Source organism: Streptomyces sp. P9-2 (assembly GCF_051903975.1).
GTDB lineage: Bacteria > Actinomycetota > Actinomycetes > Streptomycetales > Streptomycetaceae > Streptomyces > Streptomyces cellulosae.
In genome coordinates this window covers 5,704,038-5,722,685 of record NZ_CP192633.1, presented here as the reverse complement: position 1 = coordinate 5,722,685, position 18,648 = coordinate 5,704,038, and the positions used below count along the sequence as shown (strand labels likewise).

The window sequence follows — 18,648 nt, the reverse complement described above, 5'->3', positions numbered from 1 at the left end:
CCGGAGCCGCGCAGGGGGGCGGCTCCGGTCCACCGGCAGGGGGTGCGCTCAGTCCTCGTGCCCGAGTTGGAGGTCGCGTTCGGTGCGGCCCCCGCCGGCCACCTGGAGCACGGTGGCGACCGGCGGATAACCGGCGGCGATGACCGTGTACTCGCCTGAGGACAGGTCGACGAAGCGGAAGGTGCCGTCGGGTCCGGTGGTGAGGGTGTCGACGACGTTGCCCGCCGCGTCCAGCAGCGTGACCCGCGCGTCCTCCACCGGCCGTCCCCCGCCGGCCCGCACGGTGCCGCGCAGCACGGCGCCGCCCGCCAGCTCGACGTCCTGGCGGGTCTCCCGCGCGGCCTGCACGGTGACCGGCAGGGCGGCAGGGCGGAACGCGGGCGCGCTGGCCGCGAGGGTGTACTCCCCGGCGACGAGTTCGGTGATGACGTAGCCGCCCTCGCGGCCGCTGCGGGTGCCGGCGACGACCTCCCCGTGCACGTTGGTGAGGGTGACGGCGGCGTCCCGTACGGGTGTGCCGTCGGCGGTGACGACGCTGCCCGCCAGCCGGCCCGCGCCGCCGAGGACGACGTCGAGCTCGACGGGCCGCTCGCCGACGGTCACGGAGACCGCCTGCGGCTGGTGACCGCCCGCGGCGGCGATCAGGACGTACGGGCCCGGTCCGGGGGTGGCCAGCGCGTACCGCCCGTCGGCGCCGCTCGCGCCGCGTCCGGTCTGCTGGCCCTGGACGTCGATGAGGGTGAGCGCCGCGCGGGGCACGGGGGTGCCGTCGGGGTGCTGGACGGTGCCGCAGACGGGGATGCCGCCGCTCTGCGCGCTGCGCGCGGACGGTACGCGCGCCTCGAAGTGCGGTGCTTCCTGGACCGGGCCGACGGTGGGGGTGTGGTGGGACACCAGTGGTTTCTCCTTGAGGAAGAAGGCGATGAGCAGGCCGAGGACGAGCACCGGCACGAGGTACAGGAAGATGCGCGGCATGGCGTCCGCGTAGGCCTGGACGTAGGCGTCGCGCAGCTCGGGCGGCAGGGCGTGCACGAGCTCGGGGGTGATCGACTCGGCGTCGGCCGGCGCCCCTGCCGCGCCGGCCGGGAGCCGCTCGGCGAGCGCGTCGGTGAGCCGGCCGGCGAACAGGGTGCCGAAGACGGCGGCGCCGACGCTGCCGCCGATCTGCCGGAAGTAGTTGTTGGCGCTGGTGGCGGTGCCGAGGTCGGCGGGGCGCACCGAGTTCTGCACGGCGAGGACGAGGACCGGCATCACCATGCCGATGCCGGCGCCGAGGACGAACATCCAGACGCTGTAGTGCAGTCGGGGCGTACCGGTCTCCAGACGGGACAGCAGCCACATGCCGACGACGGACAGGGCGGAGCCGACGATCGGGTGACTGCGGTAGCGGCCTGAGCGGCTGATCATCTGCCCGGAGACGATGGACGTGCCGACGATGCCGCCCATCATGGGCAGCATCAGCAGCCCGGACTCGGTCGCCGAGGCGCCGTCGACCATCTGGAGGTAGGTGGGCAGATAGCTGGCGGCGCCGAACAGGGCGACGCCGACCACGAGGCCCACCAGACCGGTGACGTTGAAGACGGAGTCGCGGAACAGCCGCAGCGGGATGAGCGGTTCGACGGCGAACCGCTCGACGGCCAGGAAGGCGGCGGTGGCCGCGACGGCGCCCGCGCCGAGGCCCAGCACGACGCGGGAGTCCCAGGCGTACTCGGTGCCGCCCCAGCTGGTGAGCAGGACCAGGCAGGTGGAGGCGGCCGTGAGCAGCAGCGTGCCGAGCACGTCGAAGCGGCGCCTGCCCGTCGGCTTGGGCAGCTTCAGCACCAGGGCGACGACGACCATGGTGAGCAGGCCGAAGGGCACGTTGATGTAGAAGCACCAGCGCCAGGAATGATGGTCGGTGAAGTAGCCGCCGAGGAGCGGTCCGGCGACCGACGCGAGTCCGAAGGCGGCGCCGATCAGCCCCATGAAGCGGCCGCGCTGCCGTGCGGGCACGATGTCCGCGATGATCGCCTGGACGCCGATCATCAGGCCGCCCGCGCCGACGCCCTGCACCGCGCGGTAGGCGATGAGCTGGTCCATCGTCGTGGCGCGGCCGGCCAGCGCGGAGCCGACGACGAAGACGAGGATGGCGAACTGGAACACGCCCTTGCGGCCGAACTGGTCGCCGAGCTTGCCGTACACCGGCAGTCCGACGGTGGCGGTGAGCAGATAGGCGGTGATGGCCCAGGACATCTTGTCCAGGCCGTGCAGCTCGCCGACGATCCTCGGCAGGGCCGTGGCGACGATCATCTGCTCGAGCGCGGCGAGCAGCAGCGCCAGCATCAGCGCGAGGAAGACGAGCCGGACCCGGGCGGGGCTCAGGGCCGGCCCGCTCTCCGCGGCCGGGGACGGAGGGTCCCCGGCCGGTGGCGCGGGGGGATACGGCCCCCCGGCCGATGGAGCCGTGACCGGCTCGTCCTGCGTCAGAGTGATCCCGCCCACGTGCCGCTCCCCTCGTCGCACTGCTGGACAATTCCCGCGTAAAAGCGACAACTACGAGCAAGCACGACGAGTTACGGCACAGAGTCGGTCCGTCGAGAGATCACCCGAACCGGTGACGGAAGCGCCAACTCCTCTTCAGATGAACGGAGTTGGGCGACGACGAGCGACCGGGTCTACTTCTTCCCGACTTCGGCTTCCAGCCGGGCCAGCACCGCGTCGTAGATGCGGGCGAGGCCCTTGGGGGCGAAGGTGCGCTCGAAGAAGCCGCCGATGCCGCCCGCGCCGTTCCACACGGAGGTGACGACGACCCGGGCGCGTCCCTCGCCGGCCGGGGTGACCCGCCAGGTGGTGACCATGGAGGAGTTGCGGTCCTTCTCGACCAGCTCGCCGTCGGTGGGCTCGGTGACCTCGAGGAGGCAGTCGCGCACCCGCTTGCTGGTGGCCTGGAGCTTCCAGTGCACGAGGGTGCCCTCGCCGTCGCCGCCCTCGCGGACCTCGTACTCGCTGAACTGCTCGGGCAGCAGCTTGGCGCGGGTGCCGCTGTAGTCGGCGAGGGCGTCGAACACCGTGTCCGCGTCCGCCGCGACGATCCGCTCCGTAGTGGCCTCGACCTGCGCCATCGCAATCCTCCAGGGCTCGGTTCTCCAGGGTCGGGGCACAGCCAACCACCCCCCGCGTCCGCCGCCCAAATCGGGGTTCCGGAACTGACCGAAGATGTCGCTCGCACGATCAAGGGAACATGTGTTCTATTCTGTGCGACAGCGACACCGAGGAGGCGTCATGCGCTGGGAGAACCTCTCACCGGACTCCGAACACGGCCGTGCCGACACCGCGCTGTTCGGCGCGGACGCGGTCACAACCCGCACCTTCGACACGCCCGAATTCCGCGGCATCACGTTCCACGAGATCCGGGCCCGCTCCATCGTCAACCGGGTGCCGGGTGCCTCCCGCATGCCGTTCGAATGGACGGTGAACCCCTACCGGGGCTGCACCCACGCCTGCGTCTACTGCTTCGCCCGCAAGACCCACAGCTACCTCGACCTGGACACGGGGCTCGGTTTCGACAGCCAGATCGTGGTCAAGGTGAACGCGCCCGAGCTGCTGCGCCACCGGCTCGCCTCCCGCTCCTGGCACGGGGAGCACATAGCCATGGGCACCAACGTCGACTGCTACCAGCGGGCGGAGGGCCGCTACCGGCTGATGCCCGGCATCATCGAGGCGCTGCGCGACCACGCCAACCCCTTCTCGATCCTGACCAAGGGCACGCTGATCCTGCGCGACCTGCCCCTGCTGCGGCAGGCCGCCGACGTGACCGACGTCGGCGTCTCGGTGTCGGTGGGCTTCACCGACGAGGAGCTGTGGCGCACGGTCGAGCCGGGCACCCCGGCGCCCGAGCGGCGGCTGGACGTGGTGCGGGCCTTCACCGACGCCGGCATCGGCTGCGGGGTGCTCATGGCGCCGGTGATCCCGTTCCTGGGCGACCGGCCCGACCAGCTGAGGGCGACCGTGCGGGCCATCGCGGCCTCGGGCGCCACCTCGGTCACGCCGCTGGTGCTGCATCTGCGGCCCGGCGCCCGCGAGTGGTTCATGTCCTGGCTGGCCCGGCACCACCCGCACCTGGTGGCCCGCTACGAGCGGCTGTACGCGGAGGGCGCCTACGCGCCCCGCTGGTACCAGCGCCGGATCACACGTCAGGTGCACGACCTGGCCCGGGAGTACGGCATCGGCCCGGCCCGCGCGGGCACCCCGCGCCGCATCCCGGCCACGGCGCCGGAGGAGCCGGAGACGGGGCTGCCGACCCAGCTGACGCTGCTCTGAGGGCATCCGGGCGCATCCGGCGGCCCGATCGGGTCACGTACCGGCGGAACGCGTTCAGGTGGGGCGCCGCTCCGGGACGATGCCGCGTGAACCGTGTTCTGCACGGTCCGCGACATCTCGTCCTGGGAGAACCATGAAGAAACGCGCAGCCGTGCTGTGCGGCGCCGCCGCCGTCGTCGTCGCCTCGGGCCTCACGGCCGTGCCCGCCGAGGCAGGCGCCCCGCACGCCCCGGAGACGTCCCGCGCCACCACACTCGCCTGGAAGAAGTGCGGCACCGACGACTACCCGACGCTGCAGTGCGCGTCCGTCGAGGTGCCGCTGGACCACGCCGACCCCTCCGGGCGCACGATCACGCTGGCGCTGTCGCGCATCCCGCACACCGCGAAGAAGTACCAGGGCCCGCTGCTGGTGAACCCGGGCGGCCCGGGCGGCAGCGGACTGACCCTCGCCGGGTTCGTCGCCGCGTCGCTGCCGAAGGAGGTCGCCGCCGAGTACGACGTCGTCGGCTTCGACCCGCGCGGCGTGGGCGACAGCCGCCCCGCGCTCGACTGCGCGCCGGGCCACTTCGACGCCGTACGCCCCGACTCGGTCCCGACCTCGCCCGAGGTGGAGCAGGCCAACCTGGACCGCGCGAAGTCCTTCGCCGAGGCCTGCGGCCGCAAGTACGGGGACCTGCTGCCGCACATGACCACCACGGCCGCCGCGCGCGACCTGGACGTGATCCGGCAGGCGCTGGGCGCGGAGCGGATCAACTACTTCGGCTACTCCTACGGCACCTACCTCGGCACCGTGTACGCCAAGCTCTATCCGCAGCGGGTGCGGCGCCTCGTGCTGGACTCCGTGGTCGACCCCACGGGCGTCTGGTACGACTCCAACCTCGACCAGAACCAGGCGTTCAACGCCCGCCACCGCGCCTTCATGGACTGGGTCGCCAAGAACGACGCCACCTACCGCCTCGGCACCGACGCGGAGAAGACCGAGGCCGCCTGGTACGCGATGCGGTCCGCGCTGAAGGAGAACCCGGCCGGCGGGAAGGTCGGCCCGGCCGAACTGGAGGACACGTACGTCCCGGGCGGCTACTACAACGGCTACTGGCCCTACCTGGCCGAGGCCTTCTCCTCGTACGTCAACGACAAGGACGACGGACCGCTGGTCGAGGCGTACGAGAACTTCGGCGCGACCGACGTCGCCGGGGACAACGGCTACAGCGTCTACACGTCCGTCGAGTGCCGGGACGCCGTCTGGCCGCGGGACTGGGCGCAGTGGCGCAAGGACAACTGGGAGATGTACGAGCGGGCGCCGTTCATGTCCTGGAACAACGCCTGGTACAACGCGCCGTGCGCGTACTGGCCGGTCGAGCCGGCGCGGCCGGAGCGGATCAACACCACGAGCCAGGTGCCGCCCGCGCTGCTGTTCCAGGCCACGGACGACGCGGCCACCCCGTACCAGGGCGCCGTCACGGTGCACCGCAGGCTGGAGCGGTCGAGCCTGGTGGTCGAGTCGGGCGGCGGCAACCACGGCATCACGCTGAGCGGCAACGCCTGCCTCGACCGGCACCTGGCGGCCTATCTCGCCGACGGCACGCTGCCGCGCGGCAGCCACGGGGACGCCGACGCGGTGTGCGAGGCGCTGCCCGACCCCAAGCCGCTGACGTCGAAGGCGGCCCCGGGCACGGCCCGCGGCTCGGTCCTCCACGGGCTGCTCGGCCCCCGTGTCTGACCCGCCGAAACTCGGGGGCGGACGCGCGGCGCGGTGGGTCATGATGCCCCTCATGACCACCCACATGACCCGCGCGTCCGCCCCCGAGTCCGTCCGCGTCCGTCCCATGACCCCCGACGACAGCGACGCGGTCGCCGCGATACGGGTCCGGGGGTGGCGGTACGCGTACCGGGGGACGATCCCGCAGGCGTATCTGGACGCGATGGACGTCGCGGCGGAGGCGGAGAAGCAGCGGGCGCGGCTCGCCGCCGGGGACGGCAGCGTGGTGAACCTGGTCGCCGAGGCGGCGGACGGCACGCTCGCCGGATGGGCCGCGTACGGGCCGTACCGGGACGGCGACGTGAGGACCGGCGACGGCGAGCTGTACGCGCTGTACCTGGCGCCCGAGCGGATCGGGCAGGGCGTGGGCCGCGCCCTGATGGCCGAGGTGAAGGGGCGCTGCGCGGCGGCCGGGTATCCGCGGGTGTTCCTGTGGGTGTTCGAGAGCAACGCGCGCGCCCGCCGCTTCTACGAGGCGGCGGGCTTCACGCCGGACGGCACGGAGGAGCCGTTCGAGGTGGCCGGGGTCCAGGTCCCCGAGGTGCGGTACGCGCGCACAGCCTGAGCTGACGGCCCGTCACACGTCAGCGCTGCCCCGGGATCCGCCCCCGGGCGCTCCCCTGGTGCGGAATGCGGGCCAGGGCGTGCACCGCGGCCTCCGCGAGCGCCGGGTGGGCGAGCGCCTCGTTCAGCACGGACTCCGCGCGGGGGTCGCCGAGTTCGCCCAGGCCCTCCACGCAGGCGAGCGCGACCCGGCGGTAGGGGTCGTGCGGGCGCAGCCGGCGGCGGAGGGTGGTGATCAGGGCCGGGGCCGCCTCGGGGGCGCGCAGCTCGGCCAGGAGGCGCACCGGGTGCAGGGCGTAGGCGACGCGGAGTTCGTTGGTGGCGAGGGCGGCCGCGGCGCGGGCGGTGCGCGGGTCGCCGAGGCGGGCCAGGGCGTGCGCGGCGGCGGCGCAGCGGGGCGGGTCGCGGTGGTTGAGGAGGAGCACCAGCGCCTCGAAGGCCCGCCGGTCGCCCGCCGTCCCGAGCCGGTACGCGGCCAGTTCACGCGCCCAGAGCGGCTGTCCGGGGGCGGTGAGGACGCCGGCCAGGATGTCGTGGTCGTCCGTGGCGGCCAGCCGCTCGAACGCGGCCGTGCCGCCGGACTCGGCCCGTAAGCGGTCCGTGAGCGTTCGCAACTCTTCGTCCATGCGACGAGGTTAGGGGGATCACACCGGGCGCGGGACCCACCTCACAAATCCGGGGGCTGGCGCGCTCGTTACCGGCGAGTTAAGCTCAGACGAGCGAGTTACCCACTCGCACCCTCCTCACGGCGGTCTGGTGACGCGGCCGCAGTGAGTCGCAGTCGGTTCGGTACCCGTGTACCGCAGTACGGCTCGGCCCCGGGACAGGGCCGGTCGGATCCGCCGCCGGATCTCCGGCGGTCCGGGCGTGTGCGCTCGCAGCCCGGCCAACACCCGCATTCACGCACGCACCCGGTGCGCCCCTCGGCGCACCCGGGCGCTGCTTCCGTCGTCACCCTCATTCCTGGAGTCCCGCGATGGCCACTCCCCAGTCCGACACCCCCTTGTCCCCGCTCCGGACCGTCGCCGTGGTCGGCCTCGGCACGATGGGCACCGGCATCGCCGAGGTCCTGGCCGCCGCCGGCCGCGACGTGATCGGCATCGACGTCAGCGAGGCGCAGGCCGCGAAGTGCGCCGCCGCCCTGGAGGCCTCCACCGCCCGCGCCGTCGGGCGCGGCCGGCTGACCGAGCAGCAGCGCGCGGAGCTTCTCGCCCGCGTCACCACCGGCACGGACCTCTCGGCCGCGGCCGGCGCCGACCTGGTGATCGAGGTCGCCCCGGAGTCGTACGAGATCAAGCAGCAGATCTTCCGGGAGCTGGACGGCATCGTGCGGCCGGAGACCGTGCTGGCCACCGGCACCAACGCACTGTCGGTGACCCGGCTCGCCGCCGACTCCGCGCACCCGGAGCGCGTGCTGGGCATGCACTTCTTCAACCCGGCGCCGGCGATGAAGCTGGTCGAGGTGGTCTCCAGCGTGCTGACCGCGCCCGCCGCCGTCAGCGCCGTCACCGACCTCGCCCTGGACCTGGGCAAGGAGCCGGTGGCGGTCGGCGACCGGCCCGGGTTCGTCGCCGACGGGCTGCTGTTCGGCTACCTGAACCAGGCCGCCGCGATGTACGAGGCCCGGTACGCCTCCCGTGAGGACATCGACGCCGCGATGCGGCTGGGCTGCGGCCTGCCGATGGGCCCGCTGGCACTGCTCGACCTGATCGGCATCGACACCGCCCGCACGGTCCTGGACGCCATGTACGCCGCCTCCCGCGACCGGCTGCACGCCCCCGCGCCGATCCTCAAGCAGCTCAGCGAGGCGGGCCTGACCGGCCGCAAGGCGGGCCGCGGCTTCTACACGTACGAGGCGCCCGGCAGCGGCACGGTCGTGGAGGACGCCCTCACCCCGCGCGCGGACGGCCCCTCCGTCGCCGGGCGTCCGGTGCGCTCGGTCGGTGTGGCCGGCTCGGGCACGATGGCGTCCGGGATTGCCGAGGTGTTCGCCAAGGCGGGCTTCGAGGTCGTGCTGGCCGCCCGCAGCGAGGAGAAGGCGCAGGCGGCGAAGGCCCGTATCGGCAAGTCGCTGTCCCGCTCGGTCGACCGGGGCCGGATGACCGCCGAGGCGGCCGCGGGCACGCTGGACCTGATCCGTCCGACGGGCACCTACGACGACTTCGCCGACGTGGACCTCGCGGTCGAGGCGGTCGCCGAGGACCTGGAGGTCAAGCGGCAGCTGTTCACCACGCTGGACAAGGTCTGCAAGCCCGGCGCGGTGCTCGCCACCACCACGTCGTCCCTCCCGGTCGTCGCCTGCGCCCGCGCCACCTCGCGCCCGCAGGACGTGATCGGCATGCACTTCTTCAACCCGGCGCCGGCGATGAAGCTGGTCGAGGTGGTGCGCACGGTCCTGACCGCCGACGACGTCCACGCCACCGTGCGCGAGGTCTGCGCGAAGATCCGCAAGCACGCCGTGGACTGCGGCGACCGGGCCGGGTTCATCGTGAACGCGCTGCTGTTCCCGTACCTGAACAACGCGGTCAAGATGGTGCAGGAGCACTACGCGACGCTGGACGACATCGACGCCGCGATGAAGCTGGGCGGCGGCTACCCGATGGGGCCGTTCGAGCTGCTGGACGTCGTCGGCCTCGACGTCTCGCTGGCCATCGAGAAGGTGCTGCACCGCGAGTTCCGCGACCCGGGGCTGGCCCCTGCGCCCCTGCTGGAGCACCTGGTGGCCGCGGGCTGCCTCGGCCGTAAGACCGGCCGCGGCTTCCGCGAATATGCCAAGCGCTGAGCGGTACCCCGGCGAGCCGATCCCGGGCGGTGCCGAATGGGGCGGGCTGCTGGACCCGGACCGGTTCCCGCCGCCCGCCCGCACCGCCCCTCCCCCGCCCCCCGAGGGCGGGGGAACCCCCGGTCACGCGCACCGTGCCGCGCGCATGCAGTACGTTCAGGGCATGTCCCAGCCCGCCAAGTCCGCACGTACGCCAGCCACGACCGAGCCGCCGGAGTCGACCGCCGGCTCGCGTGCCGCCGCCCAGCGGCTCAAAATGCGCCGGGAACTTGCGGCCGCCGCGATGGAGCTGTTCGCGACCAAGGGGTACGAGGCGACCACCGTCGACGAGATCGCGGCCGCCGCCGGGGTGGCCCGCCGCACGTTCTTCCGCCACTTCCGCTCCAAGGAAGAGGCGATCTTCCCCGACCACGACGACACCCTGGTGCGCGCCGAGGCGGTGCTCAACGCCGCGCCCGCGCACGAGCATCCGCTCGACACGGTGTGCCGGGGCATCAAAGAGGTCATGAAGATGTACGCGGCGCGGCCGGACATCTCGGTCGCCCGCTACAAGCTGACCCGTGAGGTGCCCACCCTGCGGGAGGCGGAGATCGCCTCGGTGGCCCGCTACGAGCGGCTGTTCACCCGCTATCTGCTGGGCCACTTCGACGAGCACGCGCACGACGACGACGCCAACGACGACCCGCTGCTGGCGGAGGTCGCCGCGTCCGCCGTGGTCACGGCGCACAACCACGTGCTGCGGCGCTGGCTGCGGGCGGGCGGCCAGGGCGACGTGGAGGCGCAGCTGGATCACGCCTTCGCGATCGTGCGGAAGACGTTCGGCACGGGGATCATGGCGGGCCGGCGCACGGCCGCCCCGCAGCGTCCGCAGGCGGCCACGGCGTCCGCGCACGGCGAGGTGCTGGTGACGGTCGCGCGCACCGACGCCCCGCTGGAGGAGGTCATGGAGATCATCGAGCGGGCCCTCAAGGAGCGCTGAACCGCCTTTCGACGCTGTGATGACGGCCACCCTTCGGGGTGGCCGTTTTGCCATGTCAGGAGCCCTTTTCACCCCCGTTTCCGAGGCGTTTCGATCGATCATCGCTCATCTGATGCGTAAAGATTTCACCTGAGCCGAAGTTCTGGCACGCAGTGCCTTGCCGACTGACACGGCGTGCCATACGTTGAAGGAGTCCGGGCGAGTCCCGGCGGGTCCACCACCCGCACGTCCGGCGCCTGCGTCACAGGCAACCTCCCGCGCAACCACGCGCTGCCGAAGCACCACCCGCCGAACCGACGGCACCCCTCAACCCTCAGCAGCACACCGACGTAACCCTCAGCGCCCCTCCCTCAGGGCGCCCATCGCCGGAGGCAACACCGTGACCGTCAAGGACATCCTGGCCGCCATCCAGTCGCCCGACTCCACGTCGGAGGACTTCGCCGCCCTGCCGCTCCCCGAGTCGTACCGCGGCATCACCGTGCACAAGGACGAGACGGAGATGTTCGCGGGCCTCGACACCCGTGACAAGGACCCCCGCAAGTCGCTCCACCTGGACGACGTGCCGCTGCCCGAACTGGGCCCCGGCGAGGCCCTGGTCGCCGTGATGGCCTCCTCGGTCAACTACAACTCCGTGTGGACCTCGATCTTCGAGCCGCTGTCGACCTTCGGCTTCCTGGAGCGCTACGGCCGGCTCAGCGAGCTGACCAAGCGGCACGACCAGCCGTACCACGTCATCGGCTCCGACCTCGCGGGCGTCGTGCTGCGCACCGGTCCCGGCGTCAACGCCTGGCGCCCGGGCGACGAGGTCGTCGCGCACTGTCTCTCCGTCGAGCTGGAGTCGTCCGACGGCCACAACGACACGATGCTCGACCCCGAGCAGCGGATCTGGGGCTTCGAGACCAACTTCGGCGGCCTCGCCGAGATCGCGCTGGTGAAGTCCAACCAGCTGATGCCGAAGCCGGACCACCTCACCTGGGAGGAGGCCGCCGCGCCGGGCCTGGTCAACTCCACCGCCTACCGCCAGCTGGTCTCCCGCAACGGCGCCGGCATGAAGCAGGGCGACAACGTCCTGATCTGGGGCGCGAGCGGCGGACTCGGCTCCTACGCCACCCAGTTCGCGCTGGCCGGCGGCGCCAACCCGATCTGCGTCGTCTCCAGCGAGCAGAAGGCGGAGATCTGCCGCTCCATGGGCGCGGAGGCGATCATCGACCGCTCCGCCGAGGGCTACAAGTTCTGGAAGGACGAGAACACCCAGGACCCCAAGGAGTGGAAGCGCTTCGGCAAGCGCATCCGCGAGCTCACCGGCGGCGAGGACATCGACATCGTCTTCGAGCACCCCGGCCGCGAGACGTTCGGCGCCTCGGTCTACGTCACCCGCAAGGGCGGCACCATCACCACCTGCGCCTCCACCTCGGGCTACATGCACGAGTACGACAACCGCTACCTGTGGATGTCCCTGAAGCGCATCATCGGCTCCCACTTCGCCAACTACCGCGAGGCCTGGGAGGCCAACCGCCTCATCGCCAAGGGCAAGATCCACCCCACCCTGTCCAAGGTGTACTCCCTGGAGGACACCGGCCAGGCCGCCTACGACGTGCACCGCAACCTCCACCAGGGCAAGGTCGGCGTGCTCTGCCTCGCCCCCGAGGAGGGCCTGGGCGTGCGCGACCACGAGAAGCGGGCCAAGCACATCGACGCCATCAACCGCTTCCGGAACATCTGAGGCAGGGCGGACATGACAGAGCGTCAGAAGGACCGTCCGTGGCTCATGCGGACGTACGCCGGCCACTCGACGGCCGAGGCGTCCAACGAGCTGTACCGGCGCAACCTCGCCAAGGGCCAGACCGGGCTGTCGGTCGCGTTCGACCTGCCGACCCAGACCGGCTACGACCCCGACCACGTCCTCGCCCGCGGCGAGGTCGGCCGGGTCGGGGTGCCCGTCTCGCACCTCGGTGACATGCGGCGGCTGTTCCAGGACATCCCCCTGGAGCAGATGAACACCTCGATGACGATCAACGCCACCGCCATGTGGCTGCTGGCGCTCTACCAGGTCGTCGCCGAGGAGCAGGGCGCGGACATCACCAAGCTCCAGGGCACGACCCAGAACGACATCGTCAAGGAGTACCTGTCCCGCGGGACGCACGTCTTCCCGCCGGGGCCGTCGCTCCGCCTGACGACCGACATGATCGCGTACACGGTCTCCCACATCCCGAAGTGGAACCCGATCAACATCTGCAGCTACCACCTGCAGGAGGCCGGGGCCACGCCGGTGCAGGAGATCGCGTACGCGATGTCCACCGCGATCGCCGTGCTCGACGCGGTGCGCGACAGCGGCCAGGTGCCGCAGGAGCGCATGGGCGACGTCGTCGGCCGTATCTCCTTCTTCGTGAACGCGGGGGTCCGCTTCATCGAGGAGATGTGCAAGATGCGCGCCTTCGGCCGTATCTGGGACACCCTCACCCGTGAGCGGTACGGCATCGAGAACCCCAAGCACCGCCGCTTCCGCTACGGCGTCCAGGTCAACTCCCTCGGGCTGACCGAGGCGCAGCCGGAGAACAACGTCCAGCGGATCGTGCTGGAGATGCTGGCCGTCACCCTCTCCAAGGACGCCCGCGCGCGTGCCGTGCAGCTGCCCGCCTGGAACGAGGCGCTCGGCCTGCCCCGCCCCTGGGACCAGCAGTGGTCCCTGCGCATCCAGCAGGTCCTCGCCTACGAGAGCGACCTGCTGGAGTACGAGGACATCTTCGAGGGCTCGAAGGTGATCGAGGCCAAGGTCGAGGAGCTGGTGGCCGAGGCGACCGCGGAGATCGAGCGGATCCAGGAGATGGGCGGCGCGATGGCCGCCGTGGAGTCCGGCTACCTCAAGTCCCAGCTCGTCTCCTCGCACGCCGAGCGCCGCGCCCGGATCGAGTCCGGCGAGGAGAAGATCATCGGGGTCAACGCCTTCGAGTCCACCGAACCCAACCCGCTCACCGCCGACCTGGACACCGCCATCCAGACCGTCGACCCCGCGGTGGAGGCGCGGGTGATCGCCTCGCTGCAGAACTGGCGCGACACCCGCTACCAGCCGCCCTTCAACCACCCGCGCCCCTGCAAGGCGCTGGAGAAGCTGAAGGAGGCCGCACGCGGCACCGACAACCTCATGGAGGCCACCCTGGAGTGCGCCCGGGCCGGCGTCACCACCGGCGAGTGGGCCGGCGCGCTGCGCGAGGTGTTCGGCGAGTTCCGGGCGCCGACCGGGGTGTCCTCGGCCCCCGTCGCGGTCCCCGCCGAGGAGGGCTCCGCCCTGTCGGAGGTCCGCCGGAAGGTGGAACTCACGGCGAAGGACCTCGGTGTGGGCAAGCTGCGCTTCCTGGTCGGCAAGCCCGGCCTGGACGGCCACTCCAACGGCGCCGAGCAGATCGCCGTGCGGGCCCGCGACGCCGGGTTCGAGGTGGTCTACCAGGGCATCCGGCTCACCCCGGAGCAGATCGTGGACGCCGCGCTGGCGGAGGACGTCCACGCGGTGGGCCTGTCGATCCTCTCCGGATCGCACGCCCAGCTGGTGCCGGACGTGCTCGAACGGCTCCGTGTGGCCGGCGCCACGGACATTCCCGTGATCGCCGGTGGCATCATCCCCAGCGGTGACGCCGAACAGCTGCGGGCCGCGGGAGTCGCCGCGGTCTTCACGCCGAAGGACTTCGACATCACCGGGATCATCGGCCGCATCGTCGACGAGATCCGCAACGCGAACAAGCTCGACCCCCTGGAGGTCCCCGCATGACCACGGTCAACCGCCTTCGCCCCCGGCGTTCCTGCCTGGCGGTACCCGGCTCGAACCCGCGCTTCCTGGAGAAGGCCCAGGGCCTCCCCGCCGACCAGGTCTTCCTGGACCTCGAGGACGCCTGCGCCCCGCTCGCCAAGCCCGAGGCGCGGCACACCATCGTGAAGTTCCTCAACGAGGGCGACTGGACCGGCAAGACGCGCGTGGTGCGCGTCAACGACTGGACCACGGAGTGGACGTACCGGGACGTCGTGACGGTCGTCGAGGGCGCGGGCCCGAACCTCGACTGCATCATGCTGCCGAAGGTGCAGGACGCCCAGCAGATCGTCGCCCTGGACCTGCTGCTCACGCAGATCGAGAAGACCATGGGCTTCGAGGTCGGCCGGATCGGCATCGAGGCGCAGATCGAGAACGCGCAGGGCCTCAACAACGTCAACGAGATCGCGCAGGCCTCCCCGCGCATCGAGACCATCATCTTCGGCCCGGCCGACTTCATGGCGTCCATCAACATGAAGTCGCTGGTCGTGGGCGAGCAGCCGCCCGGCTACCCGGCGGACGCCTACCACTACATCCTGATGAAGATCCTGATGGCCGCCCGCGCCAACAACCTCCAGGCGATCGACGGCCCCTACCTGCAGATCCGCAACGTGGACGGCTTCCGCGAGGTGGCCGGCCGCGCCGCCGCGCTCGGCTTCGACGGCAAGTGGGTGCTGCACCCCGGCCAGGTCGACGCCGCCAACGAGGTCTTCTCCCCCTCGCAGGAGGACTACGACCACGCCGAGCTGATCCTGGACGCGTACGACTACTACACGTCCGAGGCGGGCGGCAAGAAGGGCTCCGCGATGCTCGGCGACGAGATGATCGACGAGGCCAGCCGCAAGATGGCCCTGGTCATCGCGGGCAAGGGACGCGCGGCCGGTATGCGGCGCACGTCGAAGTTCGAGATCCCGGAGGCCTGACCGCCATGCAGTTCGGACGCACCTACGAGGAGTTCGAGGTCGGGGCGACGTACAAGCACTGGCCGGGCAAGACGGTCACGGAGTACGACGACCACCTGTTCTGTCTCCTCACCATGAACCACCACCCGCTCCACATGGACGTCAACTATGCGGAGAAGACGACGGACTTCGGCAAGAACGTCGTCGTCGGGAACTACATCTACTCGCTGCTGCTCGGCATGAGCGTGCCGGACATCTCCGGCAAGGCGATCGCCAACCTGGAGATCGAGTCGCTCAAGCACGTGGCGCCGACCTTCCACGGCGACACGATCTACGGGCAGACGACCGTCCTGGACAAGTGGCCGTCGAAGTCGAAGAACGACCGCGGCATCGTGTACGTCGAGACCAAGGGCTACAAGCAGGACGGCACGCTGGTCTGCGTGTTCCGCCGCAAGGTGATGGTCCCGACCGAGACGTACATCAAGGAGCGCGGCGGCGAGCAGCCCGGCCGCCCCGAGCTGAACGAACAGGGGAAGTAAGCGATGGCCCGTCTCGCCCGGACCGCCGGTCTGACCGACGTCCAGCAGGAGATCCTCTCCACCGTCCGCGACTTCGTGGACAAGGAGATCATCCCGGTCGCGACCGAGCTGGAGCACCGCGACGAGTACCCGCAGCAGATCGTCGACGGGCTGAAGGAACTGGGCCTCTTCGGCCTGATGATCCCCGAGGAGTACGGCGGCCTGGGCGAGTCCCTTCTCACCTACGCGCTGTGCGTGGAGGAGATCGCCCGCGGCTGGATGTCGGTGTCCGGCATCATCAACACGCACTTCATCGTGGCGTACATGCTCAAGCAGCACGGCACCCAGGAGCAGAAGGAGCACTTCCTGCCGCGGATGGCGGCCGGCGACATCCGGGGCGCCTTCTCGATGTCGGAGCCGGGCCTCGGCTCGGACGTGTCGGCCATCACGTCGAAGGCGGTCAAGGACGGCGACGAGTACGTCCTCAACGGGCAGAAGATGTGGCTGACGAACGGCGGGACGTCGTCGCTGGTGGCCGTTCTGGTGCGAAGTGACGAAGGACACTCCCCTGAAGAGGCAGCCGCCAAGCCGCACAAGTCGATGACCACCTTCCTGGTGGAGAAGGAGCCGGGCTTCGGCGAGGTCCGTCCGGGCCTGACCATCCCCGGCAAGATCGACAAGATGGGCTACAAGGGCGTCGACACGACCGAGCTCATCATGGACGGCCTGCGCGTTCCCGCCGACCGGGTGCTCGGCGGGGTCACCGGCCGAGGTTTTTACCAAATGATGGACGGCGTCGAGGTCGGCCGTGTGAACGTCGCGGCGCGTGGCTGCGGCGTCGCGCAGCGTGCCTTCGAACTGGGCGTCCAGTACGCCCAGCAGCGTCACACTTTCGGCAAGCCGATCGCCCAGCACCAGGCCATCCAGTTCAAGCTGGCCGAGATGGCCACCAAGGTGGAGGCCGCGCATGCCATGATGGTCAACGCAGCGCGCAAAAAGGACTCCGGAGAACGAAACGACCTTGAGGCAGGGATGGCGAAGTACCTCGCCTCCGAGTACTGCAAGGAGGTCGTGGAGGACGCCTTCCGGATCCACGGCGGCTACGGCTTCTCGAAGGAGTACGAGATCGAGCGCCTCTACCGGGAGGCCCCGATGCTGCTGATCGGTGAGGGCACCGCCGAGATCCAGAAAATGATCATCGGCCGTCGACTGCTCGAAGAGTATCGATTCCAGGGCTGAGCAGGGTCAGATGTCCGGATACGGGGTGTTTTCTTGAGGAAGAGGATCACACCCCGTATGCGTTCTTCGGCCGCCGACTTGGTTGCCTGGCTTACCCAGTTGCGGCCGAGAGCCGCTACGATCGCCGGAAAGCCGCCGTCCCCCGCAGTTGCGCGGCATCATCCGCTACGAAGGTCATCCATGCCCCACAGCCAAACCTCTGCACACCGCGACAGCCTCGCCGGCGTACGCCTCGCGCGCGGAGCATCGCCGTGGCTTCTGCCGACCGTCGCCACCGCGGCCGTGAGTCTGCTCCGCGCCCGCCGCTCGGGCGCCGCCAAGGCCGTCGCCGTCCCCGCCACCGCTCTCGCGGCGGGGATGCTGTGGTTCTTCCGCGACCCCGAGCGCGAGATCGCCCAGGGCCGGGTCATCTCGCCCGCCGACGGTGTGGTGCAGAGCATCATGCCCTGGAAGGACGGACGCACCCGCGTCGCGATCTTCATGAGCCCGCTGAACGTCCACGTGAACCGCGCCCCCCTGGCCGGCACCGTGACGTCGGTCGAGCACATCCCCGGTGGCTTCGTTCCCGCCTTCAACAAGGAGAGCGAGAACAACGAGCGCGTGGTGTGGCACTTCGACACCGAGCTCGGTGACATCGAGATGGTCCAGATCGCCGGCGCGGTGGCCCGCCGCATCGTCCCCTACGTGCCCCAGGGCACCAAGGTCGAGCAGGGCGAGCGCATCGGCCTCATCCGCTTCGGCTCGCGCGTCGACATCTACCTGCCCGAGGGCGTGGAGGTCGATGTCGAAGTGGGCCAGAAGACCGTGGCTGGGGTGACTCGCATTGACCGTGGTTGATCCCGACACACAGGCCGGCTGGGTGCCGGAGGCCGACGAGGACGACGACGAGGAGATGCCTCTGTCGCTGCGCCTGTCGATAGCGGACACCCTCACGCTGGGCAACGCCACGTGCGGCTTCATGGCGGTGTACTTCACCACCACCGGCATCCTGATCCCGCACCTGCAGGGCAGCCAGGAGACCGGCATGGCCCGCCACAGCGCGGCCACCGCGGTCATCCTGATGCTGTGCGCGGCGGTCTTCGACCTCTTCGACGGCCTGGTGGCGCGCAAGCTGCGCTCCTCGCCGATGGGCGCCGAGCTGGACAACCTCTCGGACCTGATCAGCTTCGGCCTGGCCCCGGCGTACTTCGTCCTGGTCTACGGCATGGTCGCGGACGACGCGCACCAGAGGGTGGCCGCGGTCGGGGCGATCGTGGTGCTGCTGGCGGTGGTGCTGAGACTGGCGCGGTTCTCCTGCGTCACGGTGAAGGACGGCACCTTCCAGGGCATGCCGTCGCCCTTCGGGGCGCTGACGGTCGTGTCCATCGTGCTGCTGGAGCTGCCCTTCGTGGCGACGCTGCTGGCGATCATCGGCACGGCGTGGCTGATGGTGAGCCGCGTCGAGTACCCGAAGCCGCGGGGGCGTCTCGCCGTGGCGATGCTGTCGTGGATCGTGCTGTCGATGGGGCTGCTGGCGGCATGGGCCTTCGACGCGCCGAGCGGACAGCTGCTGCTGCAGACGGGGTGTGCGCTGCAGCTGGTGATGGGGGCGGTCATTCCGCTGTTCGCGACGGCACGGCGGGTGAACAACTTCCGCGACAACCGGCGTGAGGCGCGGGCGGCGCAGCTGCCGTAACGCCGCCGCAGGCTGTGGGTGGGCCCCGGACCCGGGAAGGGTCCGGGGCCCACGTGCGTGCGGGGCCCACGTGCGTGCGGGGCCCACGTGCGTGCGGGGCCCTCGTGCGCGCTGCGACCTCGTGCGTGCGCC

The 18,648-nt window shown here is 71.0% G+C and carries 15 protein-coding genes; 12 read left to right on the top strand and 3 right to left on the bottom strand.

Annotated elements, in window-relative coordinates; genetic code table 11:
- Positions 1-48 precede the first annotated feature (48 nt).
- Positions 49-2,481: an MFS transporter gene (locus tag ACQY0Z_RS25960; protein WP_439812901.1), complete on the bottom strand. Its 2,433-nt coding sequence runs from the start codon at positions 2,479-2,481 to the stop codon at positions 49-51.
- Between the two features lie 173 nt (positions 2,482-2,654).
- A complete protein-coding gene (locus tag ACQY0Z_RS25955) occupies positions 2,655-3,101 on the bottom strand; it encodes an SRPBCC family protein (protein ID WP_189902820.1) in 447 nt (148 codons plus the stop codon).
- A gap of 160 nt (positions 3,102-3,261) precedes the next feature.
- On the opposite strand from ACQY0Z_RS25955, the gene ACQY0Z_RS25950 reads away from it, so the two are divergent.
- The 3 genes from ACQY0Z_RS25950 to ACQY0Z_RS25940 all read left to right on the top strand — a co-directional run bounded on the left by ACQY0Z_RS25950 (position 3,262) and on the right by ACQY0Z_RS25940 (position 6,623).
- Positions 3,262-4,299 carry an Rv2578c family radical SAM protein gene (locus ACQY0Z_RS25950; protein WP_439812900.1) on the top strand — a complete coding sequence of 346 codons (1,038 nt, stop codon included), beginning with the start codon at positions 3,262-3,264 and terminating at the stop codon, positions 4,297-4,299.
- Positions 4,300-4,432: 133 nt separating this feature from the next.
- Positions 4,433-6,019, top strand: a complete 1,587-nt coding sequence (locus ACQY0Z_RS25945; RefSeq protein ID WP_189902816.1) for an alpha/beta hydrolase — start codon at positions 4,433-4,435, stop codon at positions 6,017-6,019.
- 52 nt (positions 6,020-6,071) lie between these two features.
- On the top strand, positions 6,072-6,623 hold the full coding sequence (locus ACQY0Z_RS25940; protein WP_254585797.1) for a GNAT family N-acetyltransferase: 552 nt from the start codon (positions 6,072-6,074) through the stop codon (positions 6,621-6,623).
- A 19-nt stretch (positions 6,624-6,642) separates the two neighbouring features.
- Here ACQY0Z_RS25940 and ACQY0Z_RS25935 read toward each other — a convergent pair whose 3' ends face one another.
- Complete coding sequence (locus ACQY0Z_RS25935; RefSeq protein WP_254585798.1) at positions 6,643-7,248, bottom strand: adenylosuccinate lyase; 606 nt, start codon at positions 7,246-7,248, stop codon at positions 6,643-6,645.
- A 350-nt stretch (positions 7,249-7,598) separates the two neighbouring features.
- On the opposite strand from ACQY0Z_RS25935, the gene ACQY0Z_RS25930 reads away from it, so the two are divergent.
- From ACQY0Z_RS25930 to pssA, 9 genes are all read left to right on the top strand, one after another.
- Positions 7,599-9,404, top strand: coding sequence for a 3-hydroxyacyl-CoA dehydrogenase family protein (locus tag ACQY0Z_RS25930; RefSeq protein ID WP_254585799.1), 1,806 nt, complete (start codon positions 7,599-7,601; stop codon positions 9,402-9,404).
- Positions 9,405-9,567: 163 nt separating this feature from the next.
- Complete coding sequence (locus tag ACQY0Z_RS25925) at positions 9,568-10,383, top strand: TetR family transcriptional regulator (RefSeq protein WP_254585800.1); 816 nt, start codon at positions 9,568-9,570, stop codon at positions 10,381-10,383.
- A gap of 379 nt (positions 10,384-10,762) precedes the next feature.
- Positions 10,763-12,106, top strand: coding sequence for a crotonyl-CoA carboxylase/reductase (gene ccrA, locus ACQY0Z_RS25920; RefSeq protein WP_189902809.1), 1,344 nt, complete (start codon positions 10,763-10,765; stop codon positions 12,104-12,106).
- 12 nt (positions 12,107-12,118) lie between these two features.
- Complete coding sequence (locus ACQY0Z_RS25915; protein WP_254585801.1) at positions 12,119-14,146, top strand: methylmalonyl-CoA mutase family protein; 2,028 nt, start codon at positions 12,119-12,121, stop codon at positions 14,144-14,146.
- Positions 14,143-15,105 (top strand): HpcH/HpaI aldolase/citrate lyase family protein, encoded by a 963-nt coding sequence (locus tag ACQY0Z_RS25910; protein ID WP_019521795.1) that lies wholly within the window; start codon positions 14,143-14,145, stop codon positions 15,103-15,105. Before ACQY0Z_RS25915 ends, ACQY0Z_RS25910 begins: the two co-directional genes overlap by 4 nt.
- A gap of 5 nt (positions 15,106-15,110) precedes the next feature.
- Positions 15,111-15,623 (top strand): MaoC family dehydratase, encoded by a 513-nt coding sequence (locus ACQY0Z_RS25905; RefSeq protein ID WP_137209227.1) that lies wholly within the window; start codon positions 15,111-15,113, stop codon positions 15,621-15,623.
- 3 nt (positions 15,624-15,626) lie between these two features.
- Positions 15,627-16,841, top strand: a complete 1,215-nt coding sequence (locus tag ACQY0Z_RS25900; RefSeq protein ID WP_439812899.1) for an acyl-CoA dehydrogenase family protein — start codon at positions 15,627-15,629, stop codon at positions 16,839-16,841.
- Between the two features lie 180 nt (positions 16,842-17,021).
- The gene (locus ACQY0Z_RS25895; RefSeq protein ID WP_026243357.1) at positions 17,022-17,678 is read left to right on the top strand and encodes a phosphatidylserine decarboxylase; all 657 of its coding nucleotides are present in this window, start codon (positions 17,022-17,024) and stop codon (positions 17,676-17,678) included.
- Positions 17,679-17,700: 22 nt separating this feature from the next.
- A complete protein-coding gene (pssA, locus tag ACQY0Z_RS25890) occupies positions 17,701-18,516 on the top strand; it encodes a CDP-diacylglycerol--serine O-phosphatidyltransferase (RefSeq protein ID WP_102640756.1) in 816 nt (271 codons plus the stop codon).
- Positions 18,517-18,648: the final 132 nt, after the last annotated feature.

Excerpts from the sequence above, each read along its gene's own strand:
- ACQY0Z_RS25915 (WP_254585801.1), top strand. The coding sequence starts at position 12,119 with ATGACAGAGCGTCAGAAGGACCGTCCGTGGCTCATGCGGACGTACGCC.
- ACQY0Z_RS25925 (WP_254585800.1), top strand. The coding sequence starts at position 9,568 with ATGTCCCAGCCCGCCAAGTCCGCACGTACGCCAGCCACGACCGAGCCG.
- ACQY0Z_RS25910 (WP_019521795.1), top strand. The coding sequence starts at position 14,143 with ATGACCACGGTCAACCGCCTTCGCCCCCGGCGTTCCTGCCTGGCGGTA.
- ACQY0Z_RS25935 (WP_254585798.1), bottom strand. The coding sequence starts at position 7,248 with ATGGACGAAGAGTTGCGAACGCTCACGGACCGCTTACGGGCCGAGTCC.
- ACQY0Z_RS25895 (WP_026243357.1), top strand. The coding sequence starts at position 17,022 with ATGCCCCACAGCCAAACCTCTGCACACCGCGACAGCCTCGCCGGCGTA.
- ACQY0Z_RS25955 (WP_189902820.1), bottom strand. The coding sequence starts at position 3,101 with ATGGCGCAGGTCGAGGCCACTACGGAGCGGATCGTCGCGGCGGACGCG.
- ACQY0Z_RS25930 (WP_254585799.1), top strand. The coding sequence starts at position 7,599 with ATGGCCACTCCCCAGTCCGACACCCCCTTGTCCCCGCTCCGGACCGTC.
- ACQY0Z_RS25905 (WP_137209227.1), top strand. The coding sequence starts at position 15,111 with ATGCAGTTCGGACGCACCTACGAGGAGTTCGAGGTCGGGGCGACGTAC.
- ACQY0Z_RS25945 (WP_189902816.1), top strand. The coding sequence starts at position 4,433 with ATGAAGAAACGCGCAGCCGTGCTGTGCGGCGCCGCCGCCGTCGTCGTC.
- ACQY0Z_RS25950 (WP_439812900.1), top strand. The coding sequence starts at position 3,262 with ATGCGCTGGGAGAACCTCTCACCGGACTCCGAACACGGCCGTGCCGAC.
- ACQY0Z_RS25900 (WP_439812899.1), top strand. The coding sequence starts at position 15,627 with ATGGCCCGTCTCGCCCGGACCGCCGGTCTGACCGACGTCCAGCAGGAG.
- ACQY0Z_RS25940 (WP_254585797.1), top strand. The coding sequence starts at position 6,072 with ATGACCACCCACATGACCCGCGCGTCCGCCCCCGAGTCCGTCCGCGTC.